Origin of the sequence: Bradyrhizobium sp. 31Argb, assembly GCF_043638955.1 — a bacterium.
Taxonomy (GTDB): Bacteria; Pseudomonadota; Alphaproteobacteria; order Rhizobiales; family Xanthobacteraceae; genus Bradyrhizobium.
In genome coordinates this window covers 1-15,479 of record NZ_JBEGDB010000063.1, presented here as the reverse complement: position 1 = coordinate 15,479, position 15,479 = coordinate 1, and the positions used below count along the sequence as shown (strand labels likewise).

Genomic DNA, 15,479 nt, shown 5'->3' with positions numbered 1-15,479 from the left:
CAGAGATCAACATGCGATCGGCAGCGCATCGAACGGTCACCGCGTATCATGTCTGCAATACGAGCCCGCATTATTCACACAATCGACCGTTGTAGCAATTCCGATACTCGGCTTCGGCCGGCGTTGTTTGGTCGCGCCCAAGTCGCAATTCTGCGTGTCCGACGTGATCGAAATGAGTCCTACGGGTGTTGCCGTGGTTCTCAGTGAAGGTCACAAGCAGTCACCACGTACAGCACACTACCCCCGTCCTCTGATAACAAGAAAAAAAGATGCGAATTTTCAATCGGATAATGGAGACTAAGGGTCTGGTGCATAACAATTCCACTCGCGGCCCGTCCTCACGCTCATTCATCGTTGAGCACACTTAGGCGGTGATCGAGCGTGATCTTCGCCTCGCACTTCTGGCCGATCGAGGGATCATCACGACTGGCATCGTTGCCCTCCGAAGGCGAAAGGCCACACAGCCGGTTGCGCGCGTACCGCTCGTCCGGATCGAACTTCCCGACCGGGCGCCGGACCGCCGGCGTCAGGGTTTCGGCGGGATTAACGAAATCGGGTGGAGGAACGAGAATGCTCCCGTCGTGGAGCGTCAGGAGCACGCGCTGCCGGAAGCACGCGTAACGCGCCGAACCGAGCGCGTATACTTGAGCGGTGCACAGCGCTGATCTCGCGCCGCGGTCTATGGGTCGCAGGCGTAGCCCGGAGTGGAGCGAGCGAAAATCTGGGATTTCGTTCCGCGGCACCCCGCCGGATGAGTAGCCCTCGACAATCGCGACCGACTCGCTACGCTGTTCGAAGCGGCGCGGAGACTCTTCCGGAATGGTGCGAGTGATTTCCTGGCGACGATACGTGGCTGGAGTTGAGCATGCCGCCGCGGCTGAAGCGGCCGCAACCAAGTTTTCGGCCGCCCCTTCGGTCGGCTTCGATCTACTCGAGGCCAATGGGCGACCTGACGATCTTTCCGCCTTGTTGCGCCACACGGGCGCAGCCATCGAAAGCCCAGAGCGCTATTTTGAGCCAGACACGCCGGTCGAATTCACGCAAGACCGCGACAGCATCACGTTCAAAAGTCCGATCGCGAGCGGAGCTGCCAATGATGTCGCGCGAGCTCGGCTGTATGAAGCACGCCACCGCGAGCGCGCCGTCATCCTGTTGCATCACTGGAACGCCGAGGCCGGGGCTTACCACGCGTTTGCGCGCCTGCTCGCGGCATCCGGTATCGCTTGTCTGCAGCTGAGTCTTCCCTACCATCATGAGCGCAAAACGCCCGGCGTCGGCTTTGCCCGCGAGTTGGTCTGCGAAAATCTCGGGCTCACGATCCGAAGCAACCGGCAGGCAATCCTCGACGCGCGTACCCGCCTCGCCTGGCTCGAGCGGCAAGGATTCCGACGGCTCGGCATCATTGGGGTGAGCGTCGGATCCTCGATCGGCTCAATCGTTGCAGCGCTGGACTCCCGCGTGTCCGCCGCTGTCCTGATTCTGATGGCTGATGATTTCGCCGAGGTGGTCTGGACCGGCTCGGCCACCGCCCACGTGAAGTCGAGCCTCGAACGACGCTTTGCATTTGAGGAGGTACAGGCCGCGTGGGCGGTCATCAGCCCGGCGACCTACGCACAACGGCTCAGCCGACGGCTCAATCACGCATTGATCATATCGGGCCGGCACGACGCCGTGTTTATTCCGCAATCAACCCGCCGCTACGTGGGCAGGCTGTCGACGCACGGGCTGACCCCCGCGTGGATCCGCTTCGGCTGCGGACACTATACGCTGCGGCTGTTCCCATATTCGGTGCTGACCGTCATGAATACCATCAACTTTCTGCGGCGACAGCTCTGACCTGTCGGCGCGCGGCATCTTTCATTCTACGGTTGCGTCGCTCCGTTCCGGGATCATAACATCGCCGGCGGCTATGCATCGGCGCGAGTGCCATATGCCAATGGACGGGGGAAATCATGGGAGGTGATCCTGCAACTATGTCGCCCGCAGGTGCAGGCCGCAAGAATGAGCGTCGGGCGATCGATGCGACCTTTATCCTGGCTCTGATCTTCGGGCTGCGCGCCCGCGGCCTCGCATCGGGTCCGGGCGAGGCGGCGGCGGCGGCCGCTCTGTCGAAGCTGCAAGCGGATTGGGCGCGCGACGAGCTTGCCGCGGTACTGTCGCCGGTCTTCGCGCGCCGCCCCGGCGAGGCTGCGGAGTTCGCCGACGTGTTCCGGCGCCTGTTCGACGACCAGCCCGTGTCGGTTCCTCCGCCTTCGCTTCCTCCTCCGCCTACGCCGCCGCGGCAACCACTTCCGGTACCGCGACGACGCCTGCTCCACGACTTGCGCACGCGGACAACCGAGGCGTTGCAGTGGACCAGCGGAGGCCTGTCGCGGCTCGGCCTCTATCGTAAGCAGGCTCTCGTGGTCGCCGGCGTCGCGATCATCGTCTGGATCTTTGTAACCCGCGATCACGGGCCGCCGCCACCGCCTAGCGCGCCTCCGGACACTTGCAAGCCTGGGGACGATTGCGGTGCGCCACTGTTAGTGTGGGTCTACGCCGCCGCCTGCGCGACCTTCGTGGTGGCTCTCGCCCTGATCGCGTGGAGCGCCTATGCGAGCCGGAGGCGCGTGGCGCGCGGGCCGCGGCGCGTTCCCGTGCCCGAGCCGAGAGAGCAGGTCGCGGGCGATGGCTCGGTGTTCCGGGTCGGATCGATCGGCGGACGGGCGGATCCCTTCATCGGGCCCACGCTCGCCGTCGAGATCGCAGACATCATTGGTTACCGCGCGGGCGAGCCAGACCCGAGCCGCCTCGACGCGCGGCGCACTATCGCAGCCCGCCTCCGCGGCGAGGACCCGGCACAGATTCATTTCGTTCCACGCCGCGAGTTGCCGACAGTCCTGCTGCTGATCGATTCCTCGTCGGAAGCGCGCTTCTGGAATACCCTGCCAACCGAATTTGCTGACACCCTGGTAGCACGCGGAGTCGCACTCGACCGCATCGACTTTCCGGGATCCTTCTTCCTGCGTCGCGGCGCGCAATGGCTGGCGCGGCCGGAAGCCGAACACGTCGGTTCCGCGATCGCGGCGCCGGGGTGGACCGTCACTATCGTGTTCGCCGAGGCGCATCGCCTGTCCGAGCGCGACATCGCCGTGCTTCGACGCGTGCTCGAGAACGGTCCACTTCTGTTCCTCGAGCTGCGCGATCCCGCGCTGTGGGACGAAAGGCATCTCGCTCTGCACGATCTCGGCGCGATCGTCGTGCCGGCGACCGGCCCGCATCTGCGCGACGGGCTTGCGCAGCTGTTCGCGCCCGACCGGATCGCCGCGGTCCCGATTGCGCCGCCGACAGCGGACCGTGCCGTCGCGGAGACGCTGGCGCAACGCCTCGGAGACACACTCGACTGGGCGGCTGAATGCGCGCTGATCCAGCCGGTCTCTTTCGGCCTTGCCGAGCGGCTGCGGCTGCGCGAACGGCATGCGCAGCTCGCGCCGCACAAGCTCGCATTCTCGCGCCTGACCTCGCTGCCGGGCAGCTTCCTCGGGCCTGAAGGCCTGCGCTTCGAGGCCGCGACGCGCCGCGCGCTGCTCGATCATTTCGGGCGGCGTTCGCCTGAGCAGCGCAAGGAGGTGCTCGCCCTCGTGAGCGCCGCGATCGCGCTCGCGCCCGCAAAGGGCGCCACCGCCGAGGCGCTCAAGCGCTACACTGAGGCCCAGACGCTGCTGTTCGACGCCACTCCCGACCATGCGCTTCGCGAGATCAACGCGCTTAAGGAGGAAGGCCTGATCGACCCCGATCCGATCAACGATCTGATCGGGCGGCTTCGGCCGCCGGAATATCCGGGTCTCGCGTATCCGGGCGGAAACCAGGAGCCGTCCCTCGCTGCCGAGCCGATCCGCTTACCGGCCGGGCCGTTCAGCGCCGCCGCGCGCCTGCAAATCGCGGGGTTCGACGGCGGCTACGAGACGGCACGCCAGCGCGTCGTGCCGGCGGACTGGACGGTCGCGACCCCGGAGGTTCGTTTGCGTCTGCCGGCGATCGACCGCACCGCCCCGGCAGCGGCGTTCCTGCCGGGAGGCAACGAGATACTTTTTGAGGGCGACGTTCGTGAGAGCGAGTCGCTCCTGCTCCTGCTTAACTCGGCCAATGCGACGCAGGAGCACATCAATTTGCCAGTGTCTGGCGGCGTCCGGCGCGTCGTGGTCGCTGAAACGGCTGCGGTCGCGGCGGTGTGGATCGGCAGCAATGCGGTGCGCGTACTCCGGCTCCCCGAAACGTCGGGCAGCGGCGAACGGCCAGCTCCGCTCGAAGTCGATCTGGGCAGTTGGGCAGGCGACTTCACCAACGTGACGACCGCTCCGCTGTTCGCACTCGACCCGGGCGGTGGCACGCTCGCGTTGCGCGGTCCATCAGGACAGCAGCTTCGCCTGCTCGACACCGAGAGCGGCAGCCTCCGGATCGACGATGTTCCACTCGAGGGCTTCATCGAAAGCCTCGTCCTCATTGACGGCAATCGCGTAATCGCCGGCATGCGCGACGGACGGGTGCTGAGCGTCGGCATCAGCGGGACCCCGGAAAGGTTCTCCCAGATCGCGAGCTTCGACGGCGTCCCGACAAGCCTCGACCTGATGCGCGGCGCGGAAAATTCCTATGCGCTGCTTGTCGGACTCGACAACGGGCGGATCATGATCATCCCGAACGACGGCGAGAGCCCGAAAGCGCCGCCCCCCGCCGAGATCGCACGCGTCAACATGAAGCCGACCGCGATCAGCGTGTGCCTTCCGATCGAGGACCGTGCGGCGGCGCGGATCGAAGCGATCGACGATGCGGTCGAAACAGAAAGGGGCGGCATTTCACTCGAGGGCGTCTGCATCGCGGTGCTCGGCAGTGGCGGGGAGTTCGACGTCGTCGGTCTGCCGCTCAACCCCTCCGGGCGTATGCTAACGCGCCAGTCCGACATTGCCGGGACTCCGAGCACCGTCCCGCTGTTCTCGTCGATGTCGCTACTGCGCCGATCGATCGGTCCCGCGATCGACGGCTCGCGCGTGATTGCCGCCGCAAGCGGCGGCCGCAGGCTCGCCGCGGCCCGCGGCGGCCGTCTCGTGATCAGGCCTCTCACCTACGCGCTCGCGAAGCCCGCCGAACCGTCGAAAGCCGAGGCCGCGCCCGAGCCGGGTGCCGAACAACCGGAGCCGGCATGATCCGGCGCACCATCTATCTGCGCCGTGCCGAAGACGGCAGCATCGAGCGGTGCTCGGTGGCGGCTGCGACCGACGGTACGCCGCGCAGCCGGCAGGAGGTCTACCTCAACGGCCCCTGGGAGGCGACCGGGCTCGGCCGCGACACCGCCTATGAGAAAGGGGCGACATTCGCCAGGCTGTTCGACCAGTGGGCCATCATCGATGAGCTCGAGGAGATCGAGGACAAGATTACGCTCACCACGCAGCGCGCCATCGGCCGCCAGCTCTATCGCGCGCTTTTTGGAGCCAGACGCAGCATCGGCGATCGCTGGATCCACCTCGTCCCACTGCTCGCGCCTGCGCACCCCCCCGGTGCCGCGGACGCCAACAGCGACTTCATCGACTTGGTGTACCGTCTCCCCTGGAGCTTCCTGACCACCGCCGACGATGATCGGGCGAGCTTCCTGTCGCGCACGCGGTCAGGCCCCGGATCGATCACGCTCGACGCTTGGCCGGACCGGGGCGCGACCGCGCCGTTCGAGACGAAGCTGCCGCCCCACCCGGTCGTCCTACTGGTCATTCCGCTGAATGCGACAGGCAAGGAAGACACGTTCGGGAAGGACCACCTCGACGTTATCCAGACTGCGCTCGGGCCGTATTATGAGAGGCCGAGGCTGCAGAAGAACGTAATCCACGCCCGCACGTTCGAGGAATTCACGACTGCGCTCGAAACCACGCGACCACACATCATCTACTTCTACGGCCATGCAAAGCCTTCCGGGAACTCGACCGTATTCTGGTTCGACCACGGTAAGGTCACACGGCACGTCGATGTAGGCGAGATTTGCGATGCTGTGCAGAACCTGCGGGATGTCACGCGTTTTGCGCCGGTCGTCTGGGTGAATGCGTGCCAGAGCGCCTCCGCCGAGCGTAACAGCTTCCTCCGCCTGCTCTCGCCGCTGGCCGCGACCGTGCTTGCCACACGAACCCTCGCAGCCGTCGCCGACAGCCGGGCAATCGCCGAAAAAGCCCTGCCCGCCGTGGTGATCGGCGGGCATGCGCCGCATGCCGCAATCCGCGACGTGCTGTCGACGTCGCCGCCGCCCATGCTGGCGGGACGCTGGGCCACCACTGTGATCTCGGTCCAGTACGAATTGTGGTCGGCGCTCGGCACCGAGGAACGGCAGGTCCCCGACCTTGAATCCGCCGGCGACTTCCCAATGCGCGTCGACCGCACGAGCGCGCTGTCCAGCATCGCGGACCAACTCGGGCCGCGCCTTCGGCTGCCGCCAGCGGCGCCGCATGTGGTGGTGTGGAAGGGCCCGCCCGAGCAGAGCCTGGACGTGTTCACGCGGCGCTTCATTGACCATCTGGCGGAGACGTTTCCGGACTGGAACACGGTCGAGCTACGCGTCGACCTCCAACTCGATCCGAGGCCAGCAAGCGAGTCGGAGAAGGACGACCTCGCCAGCATCCTCATCGCCATTCTCGGCCGGCCGCTCGATCCGGACGATGTGACGACCGTGAACCACAAGCGCATCCGCGACGAGGCGATCCGGCTCAGCAAGCCGCGCACGGTCCTGCTGTTCGTGCACGGCCCGTTCACGCGCGCCAATCTCGCAGCGATCAACGACTATCTCAAGAACTGGCGCAGGCTGCATACCGCGATCGATACGCAGGGCGGCAATGTCCATGTCGTGCTTTGCTTCGCCTTCAATGACGAAAACACCGTGGCCGAGGGGCCGACGCTCGCCGGCGACGGATTCATCACCGAGCTGCTGGGGCCGGTAGCGCCGCGCGAGCTCGCAGCGCATATGGCGCAATTCCGGCTGTTCTACAACTACGCACCGGACGAGATCGACGCAAAGGCGAATGAGCTGGCGCAGGAAACCAGCGGGATGTTCCGGCTCATCCACGCCAGGCTCGAAAAGCAGGCGCAAATGATCCGCTGGTCGCGACGCGGCACGAAACAGGGAGAGCAGAATGGCTGAGTTCGAGCTGATCAAGGAAGGCGCGTTCGATCGCGACGATGCGCTCATGCGGCGCAATGAACGCGTCGCTTCCTTCGCCCGCCCCTATCGGGAGTTCGCGAAGAACTACCAGGCGACCGGCCCGCTGCTCGCGGCCGTCAACGTCGCTCTGTCGCTCGGACGTCCGCTCCTGCTTACCGGCGAGCCGGGGAGCGGCAAGACGCTCGCCGCCTGGTGGATCGCGGATCCGCCTCCAGCTAACCGACCATTTCCACGAGTTCAATGTCAAGTCCGACTCGCGCGCACGAGACGTCTGCTACGAGTTCGATGCGGTCTCGTGGTACCGGAAATCCCAACTCGCCAAGGATCACGACGGCGAGGAGGTTCCAAAGGACGAATTCCTTCAGCCGGGACCGCTCGGAAAGGCGTTCGGCTGGCGCGGGGCTCCGCCGAAGCTGCCGAGCGTAGTGCTGATCGACGAGATCGATAAGGCACCGCGCGATTTTCCCAACGATCTGCTGCTCGAGCTGGACCAGATGCGGTTCACGATCCAGGAGATCGACAAGGCGGTCATCTGTCCGGCCGACATACGGCCCATCATCGTCATCACATCGAACGCGGAGCGCCGGCTGCCCGATCCGTTTCTGCGGCGTTGCGTCATTCATCGCATCGAGCTCGATCTAAGCGTGTCGAAGCGGATTCTGACCGCCCGCCTGAAAGAGTTCGACGTGCCCAACACAGCGTTGATCGAAGCCGCGGCGGCGTTCTGGGTCGATCTCGGCCCCAAGCAGCTCGCCCGCAAGCCGACCATCGACGAATTCTGGCGCTGGCTCGCGCTCGCTACTCAGCACGGCGGCAAGCCAGCGGCGGCGATCGCTGCTGCCCTGAAAATACCTGGCGAGGCTACGCGCGCGTTGCCGTTCATCGACACGCTGTTCTCGTCGCCTGCGGACCTGAAAGTCGCGACCGGAGGAGCCTGATGCAAACGGGCTCCATACTAGCGCCGTTGCGTTCCTTCGCGTGGATGGAATGGGTCTTCGTCGGGTTGGCGTGGCTCACTTTGACCTTTTTCTTCTTCAACCTTCTCGACTACCTTTACGGCGGCGCACGTCTCGACATCATGCCGGTGCTCGCCGGCGCGGGTGCGATCCCGGCGCTGTGGTGGGCCTTCCGCATCGGGCATCGGGTCGAGAAAGCGGTCGAACGCCTGAGCGAGGGCGCCGGCGTATCGGTTCGCTCGAGCGAGACCTGGTCGGCATTTCGTGGCGATTTCCGACAGACGATGCGGGCGTGGACGAGGCGCACGGCGATCATCATCGCGATCATCATGGTCCCGATCTTCTTTTCTGTCGCCTACAGCCAGGGCTTCGATTGGACTTTCAGCGCCGACACCGGGCAGCAGATTGTCCTTGGCATGGTCATGCCTGGCGCCGGCCTGCTGATCGGGTCGACACTCGGACGGCTCATCGGATACGGCCATCTCGGCCAAGTCATGGAGCGACACGACATCAGGATCGTCAGCCTCGCCACGCCCGCCGCCCGCGACGCGATGCGCAGCCTCGAAGGGGTTTTCTGGTTCGCGGTGTTCACCAGCATGGCGCTCTGCCACTGGTTCGCTGCCTGGTGGATCGTGTGGCATTTCGGCCTGGATAAAACGCCGGCCGGACGGTCGCTTGACCTGTCGGACTATCGCGCCCTTTATCAATGGTGGTTTCTCGGGTTATGGCTCGTATCGCTCACGATTTTCGTGTTCGCCGCGCGCCTGCCGGTGCGCTCATTCCACCGCCGGCTCGATGCGATCTACGGCGGCGCCGGGGCGCGGGACGCGCTCGACCAGCAGCTGAAGGAAGCGGGAGAGGATCTGCGCGCGCTCGACCCCGGCGACCCGCGTACGGGCGATGAACGCCGCGGGCTCGCGACCTTCATCAGCGACCTCGAGGCGCGTCGATTTCGCTCGCCGCTACTGAACCCCACCTTGATGGACACACTGATCGGCTGGAACGTGGTCCTGATCGTCGTGCCGTTGCTGTTCGGAACGAGAATCCCATTCGCATTCTAACGAGAGGCGCGCCATGTTTCGCATCACCATGCTGCCCGCCGCGGACGGCGATTGCTTTCTGGTCGAGACCGCGAGCGCTGCCGGCACGCACCGCCTGCTGGTCGACGGCGGCCGGAGTGCGACGGCACGCGATTACCTGCGCCCGCTGATCGCCGGCCTTGCGCCGCGCCCCGGCCCGACCATCGACCTGATGGTTCTCACCCATGTGGATGCGGATCATATCGAGGGATTGCTCGACCTGGTGAGCGCGGACGACGCGCCGACGGTACGAGAAGTCTGGTTCAACGAGATGCGCCATCTCAAGCTCGCCGCGGGGCTCCGCCCGGCTCCGCGCACCGAGAAGCCGATCCCCACGCTCAATGTCCCGCAAGGAATAAGCTTCGCCAAGCTCGTTCACGACCGCGGCCACGGCTGGAACACAACGCTGAGCGACGGCCCCGTGATGATCGAGGGGAGCGGCAAGCTTCCGTCCTTTCGCCTCTCCTCTGGTGCTGTGTTGACCCTGCTCGGTCCGCCGCGCGAGAAGCTCGTCGCCTTCATGAATGATTGGTCAAAGGCGATCATCGACTTCAACCACCCTCCGGAAGCCGTACTTGCTAAACGGGTCATTCCGCTGCCGACGGTGCAGAATGTCGAGGCGCTGGCGCGCGACCGCGACGCGGCCGACACCAAGAAGCCGAACGGCACTAGCATCTCGTTCGTGCTGGAACACAAGCGCCGCCGGGTTATGTTCGCCACTGCGACGCCGCAATCGATCATCAGACGAAACTCCGTTCCGTCCTGCTTAGGCAGACTGACGAGAATGCAGTCGCCGAGGCCTTGCCGATAAACTCGGACGGTCGCACCGGATCGACCGGGCGCGGCGGAAGCATTGGACCTCACTTCGACCTTCGGCCGCGACGCTCTCGCCTTCCTTGCCGACTTCGAAGCCGAAGCCTTCACTCGCGCCTTCTTCGCGACAGAGGTCTTAGCCGTGCGCTTTTTCTTGGCCATGGGTGCAACCCACCTCATTCTCTGTGAAGGAGTGCGAATGCTTCGCGGCTCGCGGAAGCGTCGCCCGAAGAGACATAATCGACGCCACGCTCGGCGGCGCGGGTCGCCGCGGCGATGCGAGCCGCCTGCTGAACGAGCGCTCCACTGCCTCCGCGGAGACGCTTGCGGATAAAGTATCTGGGCTTGTTGGTATTCAGATCGACGATGAGCGTACAGCCTCCGCGATACCGCTCTCCGTCCGGCAAGCAGCGGAAGGTTTGCGTGATCTCTACGATGAGCCAGGAATGGCTCGATCCGTTGGGTGCCGTGCGACGCGTCGGCCGCACGGAATGCACCTCTATCGGCCGCATTTCTCCCGTCATCGGGCCTATCTGGGTCTTCGCTGCCTGAGGCTCGAAGCCCATCGCGTCGAGGAATGGCTTCCTCTCCGGCTTCACGATCCACTCGCGGACCTTCCATTGGTTCTCTTGCGACGTCTCGTAGGCTTTCCGCCGATCAGAGTTCAGATTCCAGTCCAGCTTGAGCGTCTCGACCAGCGAGGCGAACTCGTTGGCCCAATCCGTTCCTATCGGCGGCGGCAGCCATACCAGACTGTCTTCGGCGAGATGGCGAACGTCGGTCGGGAAGACGCCGCGGTCCCGGAAGGCGGCGATGAAAGCGACGCGATAGCCGCGGTCGTCGTTAGGCACCAGGTCTCGATCTGCCGTTACGAGCGCCCTTAGGTATTCGCCGAATGTGATGTCGATGGGAGGAACGTAGTCGAGCGCTCTGATACAGATGTTCAACACCTGGTTCGCGACGGTGGAAGCCTCGTTAGCCAGGCGAACGGCCAGATCTTGCGAGATTTCCCCTGCCGGCAATATCCCGGTTCCGTTAGTCGCCAGCCGCATCAGATCGGCGCTGCGGCCCTTGTAGATCGTGATGAACGCCGCGAAGACCGCGGATACCAGGATCGACCCGAGCGCGTGTGGATCTCCATCGTTCTTGGCGTTCTCGTAGTCGAGCCGACTTACCGGCGCCTGCTGCCATTCACCGTTTTCGTTCTTGCCGCCGATGGCGCTACGCAGCGCGCCGTGCATACCGCTGGACTCGCCGAATTGAACAGCAAGCTGGCCGAGAAGACTTTCTTGAAAGAGGTCGCCCCTCGTGCGCTTGACCTGCTGGAGCAGAGACTCCGGCATCGAAAAGTGCAGGAAAAGAGCCACGACGTCCGCGAAAGCTTCGTGGAACGCCAGAACGTCAGGATTGGTGGCTTCCTGGAATCGAGGATGAAGGCCATCCAAGAGAGCGTGAGTGGTTTCGTGAGCGATGATGTCGTGGGAGACCGCGCAAAAGATCTGCGATCCCGGAAGTGCGTTCCCAGCGTAGCTGCTGTTGGCCCCGAAATAGCCGAACAGCAGCGCCATCCGCTGGCTGCTGTAATAGGCGTTTCGCTCTCGGATCGCGTGCGGATATATGCGCAGGCGTTGAATGTAAGTGCTGTCCACGAAATTTCCGTTGTGGTCTCTGAAATAGCGCGGCGCCCACAGCGCCTTACGGCCGAGCGCTCGTTCGAAGCGGGCTATCGTCCGCATCGCGACTGCGTATACCATCTGCTGGTGAAACTGCGGATTGGCTTCGGAAGGAGCGTGTCCGTCGTTGGCGAGAAGATGCGGATGGTTGAGATCCACCGGTGCGTAGCAGCACTGGCTGGCCGGATCCACGTCGACGACTTCCAGATATTCACCGACCGGCCCCGGCTGGAGACCGCTTTCCCATGGCAGGTAGACGGTCGCTTGGTTGATGCCGAACAGTTCGGGATCCGTCTGGGGCGAAGGATCATAGGCGAATACGCGAAGCTTGCGGAACGCCGGCTCCGCTATCTCCGGAGCCATCGCAAGCTTCACGTTGAGGGCCTCCGCTGGCCTCACCTTCTGCGGGGGGATTTCAGCGGCGGCCGTCGGCTGTAGCTGTACGTGCGACAGCGCGGCGCGAAGCGGCGAAGAGATGGAAGGCATGGCGAGGACTTGGCCGGCAACGCTCGACGCGTTGTTGCCACCCTCAAGTTTGGCTTCCAAACCGCTCGCCTGCAGAATCTGCGCAAGTTCCAATCGAACCATCGGGTCAGGGGATGCGACGCCGCGTCCGAACAGAATGTCGAGAAAGGCACCGCTGGTATCATCCGGCGGCAGCATATGCAGACCGGTCGGTGCCGGCGCCTCGACCGCAACCTTCGCTCTGAGCTTTCCGTGTCCGAAGTGGTCCTTGGGAGCCGAGTTCTTGTCCGCCGTGTCGAACAACGCAGCCCGGATAGCCTCGACCCGTTGCCAAGGCTTGTCGTAGGCGTCGTACGCCGCCCTGTTGTACTGGATCCAAAGAGCAGCCGCTCCGGCGATCTGCGGGGTAGCCGCGGACGTTCCTGCCCCGTCGAAATCGACGACGTTCGGTTCGCCGAACCGCGCCCAAGGCGTGTTCGGGGTGTAGGCCGACATGGCGGTGTCCATCTTCTTGATGGGTCCGTAGTCACCCGCCATCTGCGTTGGAGGAAGATCGGCGTACGGTTTCCCGTCCGCCATGCTTCCACATGCCGCTACGACCCTGGCGAAGCGTGCGGGATAAACGATGAAATGCGACGGCAGATTCGCGTAGTTGTTGCCGGCGGCGGTCACGACGAACACACCTATGTCGTAGAGCGCGTTGATGGCTTCGGCCCAAGCCGCGGACGGTAGCCCTCCCATGCTCATCGTCACCACGTGGACGAACGTTTCCTTCTTACGGCAAAGCCCATGAACGTAGTCGAGCGCCTCCGCGATCGCGCTGTTCCTGAACAGAACCACGCGGTTTGCGACGCGAATTGGAATGATTTCCGCGGTCGGCGAACAGCCGAATTGGCGGCCAGCGACGGCTCTGCCCGCCAGAATACTTAGCGTGCCGGTGCCGTGACTGAAATTGTTGAAGACGCCATCGGAACGATTGGTTGCGTCGTTGGGAAACTCCTCGTCGACGAAGTTGCGTTGTTCGCCCAAACTCAAGAAGGCTGGCCTGGTCGAATGGCCCGGATCGAACCCGGTATCGAGATGCGCGATCCGGATGCGCTTCCCAGCCCCCGGGTCTGCGATCTTGCCCAACGCCTCGAATTGGCCGTGTGCCGCATCGCGAAACCAAAAATCGTCCTTCTCCCGAGGGAAGGACGGGTCTTGGGCGTGCGGATCCCCATCTCGGATGGCGAAGTCAGTTTGCATTCGCGCTGTCGGACCGATCGGCCAACGCTGCTCCAGATCGGGCTCGATGATTTCGACACCACCCGCAGCGAGCGACTGGCCTTGGTGCTTCATCGCATGACAGAGGTCCCATTGATTGACCCCGGTGGCTGGTAGATCGGTCTCGAGCACATACCAGTTGGGTTGACCCGCAACGCTCAAACCGCCTGGGGCGATGCTCTTGAACAATGGTCTGGATTTGAACCTGACTTCCGATTTCAAGCCGAGCTTGAGGGGCTTGGGCGTGAATTCGCCGGCGGCCTTGACGAGGAGTTGAACTTTGCCTTCAGCAGAACCGCCCATTTGCTCAAATCCGTCATCCGTGATCGCACCCGCACGACGACGATTTCGTCAGAATCTTCCGGGCAAGCTGCACCGCCGTCGTCGCCAACGGAAAATTCGGACGACGGATTGCCCATTCGGGGATGAAGCGATGTTGATCACGATCAAGTCGTGTCGCTACCGTGCCTCAAATGCCAGATCCAGCCGTGGTCGAGCCGCAAGCGCGACTGCTGTCGAGAATTACTACTTCCAATCTTCCGCGAGACAATGACCTACAAGCTTAGATTGATCGACAGCCCTTATGCAATGTATTTTTATGCGCATTGAACGCTGCCAGAGGCCGTCGCACGTTTGCCGCCCGCTCTTGTTGCGGTGCTCCATGACGCTGCCGAGGCGTCCTAAGAACTTCAAGGGAAGAGCCTATTCACGATCTCCGCCAATCTGGCGCCGCCCTTCGCGAGTTGCTGCCTCTTGAGCGTGTCCGCGTCCTTCAGATAGGTGTCTCGGTCCGAGTACGCGATCGTCCATTTCCTTGGGCCGATCTTCTTGTAGGTGACGTTCGCCATCGCTTTCTTCGATTCCACGATCGTATCCGTCGCCCAGATCGCAGCCCAATTCTCGATCCGATCCGTGTCGACCGGCACTGCCTTGGCTGCGTCCACCAAGGACTGCTGAGCGGTGTCGCCGAGATCTGCAGGCGTGTCGTCCCATGCGTGATGGAATGCATCGCTTCCCTTGGTGACTTTCGGGTCATGGATCCAATTGCCGCCAGCGGTTTCGGTGGACGGATCGATCGTATGCGTGACATCCGGATCAACGAGATTTCCGTCGGGACCGAGGTACGGCGCAGCCAAGTGAAGAGGTTGCGTCATGTCACCGACGAGGTGGGCGAGCATCAAGAGTGCCTCCTTCTTGTCCTTGATGTCGAAGGGCGGAGGAGCAGGACGTCCGAGGAGCACGGCGATGGCGGCGTTGGTCGCAGCGACCAGGTCGTGTTCGCTGGTGCCGGCATAGTTTCGGTCGAACCTGTCCCGCTGCAGGGCAATGTCGTCGAAGTGATAGGTATTGTGGCAGCCCAGGTTCGAGGCCGCGCTCGCTCCTTCCGGGTAGACGCAATCGATCCAATTCCTGCCGGCATAGTCGACCATCGCGGCACGGTCGTTCGCAAAGGGGGTGCAAGGCGGCTCGTAAAGCGGATCCTCGACATACGCGAGGCTGCCGTCGGCCTGCCGGTGCACGCTCTTGACGCAGTCAAGCCATGGGCCGGCTTCCCGAAGGTCGACGCCCAATAGCGCCTTCACTTGCTGCCTCGCGCTCGGGCTGAGCAGCTGGTCGGCTATGGACCCGACAAGGCGATGTCCGTCAGGCCCCCAGGCCGAGGCGGACTGAGGTAGAAGCAAGCCAACGATGATGACAAGACTGGCCGTAAATCTGCACATGATCGACATCTTCCACTAAAGAAAGTGAAGCGGTGCTGGGCACCCCCGTCCACGGTTTCGGCCGAACCACCGGATTCCGGCGCCGAAAAGGAGAGGGTCGACCCGGAATAGAGCTCATGTCGCCTTCAGCCATAGCTTGTGCCCGAAAAAGCGTGATCGAGACCACCTTGGCCGCGGAATGCGACACCGGGATTACGGGCGCGCCGCCAACCGGCCGAGCCGCGAATGAAAAAAATATCGGTTGCAGACAAGCGTACATGCCTAGGGTCTGTTGGGATTCATCGGGAGTTTATCACGGCAGCGGTCAGATGGATCATGGCTGCGAAGCTTTGATCTGT

General features: G+C 63.7%; 10 protein-coding genes. 7 read left to right on the top strand and 3 right to left on the bottom strand.

All coding sequences use genetic code 11. From position 1 onward, the window contains the following. Nucleotides 1-344: 344 nt before the first annotated feature. Nucleotides 345-599 (bottom strand): hypothetical protein, encoded by a 255-nt coding sequence (locus AAFX91_RS15025; protein WP_394566979.1) that lies wholly within the window; start codon nucleotides 597-599, stop codon nucleotides 345-347. Nucleotides 600-819: 220 nt separating this feature from the next. Here AAFX91_RS15025 and AAFX91_RS15020 point away from each other — a divergent pair, with 220 nt between their 5' ends. The 6 genes from AAFX91_RS15020 to AAFX91_RS14995 all read left to right on the top strand — a co-directional run bounded on the left by AAFX91_RS15020 (nucleotide 820) and on the right by AAFX91_RS14995 (nucleotide 10,017). Continuing rightward, nucleotides 820-1,836 (top strand): alpha/beta hydrolase family protein, encoded by a 1,017-nt coding sequence (locus AAFX91_RS15020; RefSeq protein WP_394566978.1) that lies wholly within the window; start codon nucleotides 820-822, stop codon nucleotides 1,834-1,836. Between the two features lie 137 nt (nucleotides 1,837-1,973). Then, nucleotides 1,974-5,180, top strand: coding sequence for a hypothetical protein (locus AAFX91_RS15015; RefSeq protein WP_394566977.1), 3,207 nt, complete (start codon nucleotides 1,974-1,976; stop codon nucleotides 5,178-5,180). Next, the gene (locus AAFX91_RS15010) at nucleotides 5,177-7,150 is read left to right on the top strand and encodes a hypothetical protein (RefSeq protein WP_394566976.1); all 1,974 of its coding nucleotides are present in this window, start codon (nucleotides 5,177-5,179) and stop codon (nucleotides 7,148-7,150) included. The genes AAFX91_RS15015 and AAFX91_RS15010 overlap by 4 nt, the downstream gene beginning before the upstream one ends. 56 nt (nucleotides 7,151-7,206) lie before the next feature. Next, nucleotides 7,207-8,109, top strand: a complete 903-nt coding sequence (locus AAFX91_RS15005) for an AAA family ATPase (RefSeq protein WP_394566975.1) — start codon at nucleotides 7,207-7,209, stop codon at nucleotides 8,107-8,109. Between the two features lie 140 nt (nucleotides 8,110-8,249). Next, nucleotides 8,250-9,188, top strand: a complete 939-nt coding sequence (locus tag AAFX91_RS15000) for a hypothetical protein (RefSeq protein ID WP_394566974.1) — start codon at nucleotides 8,250-8,252, stop codon at nucleotides 9,186-9,188. Between the two features lie 13 nt (nucleotides 9,189-9,201). Beyond that, the gene (locus tag AAFX91_RS14995) at nucleotides 9,202-10,017 is read left to right on the top strand and encodes an MBL fold metallo-hydrolase (protein ID WP_394566973.1); all 816 of its coding nucleotides are present in this window, start codon (nucleotides 9,202-9,204) and stop codon (nucleotides 10,015-10,017) included. 178 nt (nucleotides 10,018-10,195) lie between these two features. Here AAFX91_RS14995 and AAFX91_RS14990 read toward each other — a convergent pair whose 3' ends face one another. Further along, entirely contained in the window at nucleotides 10,196-13,723 is a 3,528-nt protein-coding gene (locus tag AAFX91_RS14990) for a S8 family serine peptidase (protein ID WP_394566972.1), read from the bottom strand. A gap of 386 nt (nucleotides 13,724-14,109) precedes the next feature. After that, nucleotides 14,110-15,141 (bottom strand): S1/P1 nuclease, encoded by a 1,032-nt coding sequence (locus tag AAFX91_RS14985; protein ID WP_394566971.1) that lies wholly within the window; start codon nucleotides 15,139-15,141, stop codon nucleotides 14,110-14,112. A gap of 152 nt (nucleotides 15,142-15,293) precedes the next feature. On the opposite strand from AAFX91_RS14985, the gene AAFX91_RS14980 reads away from it, so the two are divergent. Next, nucleotides 15,294-15,479: hypothetical protein (locus AAFX91_RS14980; RefSeq protein WP_394566970.1), on the top strand; the 186-nt coding region annotated here is incomplete at its 3' end.

What these genes read in the sequence shown, in the direction of transcription:
- AAFX91_RS15020 (WP_394566978.1), top strand. Translation starts at nt 820, where the DNA reads ATGGTGCGAGTGATTTCCTGGCGACGATACGTGGCTGGAGTTGAGCAT.
- AAFX91_RS15015 (WP_394566977.1), top strand. Translation starts at nt 1,974, where the DNA reads ATGTCGCCCGCAGGTGCAGGCCGCAAGAATGAGCGTCGGGCGATCGAT.
- AAFX91_RS15010 (WP_394566976.1), top strand. Translation starts at nt 5,177, where the DNA reads ATGATCCGGCGCACCATCTATCTGCGCCGTGCCGAAGACGGCAGCATC.
- AAFX91_RS15005 (WP_394566975.1), top strand. Translation starts at nt 7,207, where the DNA reads ATGAACGCGTCGCTTCCTTCGCCCGCCCCTATCGGGAGTTCGCGAAGA.
- AAFX91_RS15000 (WP_394566974.1), top strand. Translation starts at nt 8,250, where the DNA reads ATGCCGGTGCTCGCCGGCGCGGGTGCGATCCCGGCGCTGTGGTGGGCC.
- AAFX91_RS14995 (WP_394566973.1), top strand. Translation starts at nt 9,202, where the DNA reads ATGTTTCGCATCACCATGCTGCCCGCCGCGGACGGCGATTGCTTTCTG.
- AAFX91_RS14990 (WP_394566972.1), bottom strand. Translation starts at nt 13,723, where the DNA reads ATGGGCGGTTCTGCTGAAGGCAAAGTTCAACTCCTCGTCAAGGCCGCC.
- AAFX91_RS14985 (WP_394566971.1), bottom strand. Translation starts at nt 15,141, where the DNA reads ATGTGCAGATTTACGGCCAGTCTTGTCATCATCGTTGGCTTGCTTCTA.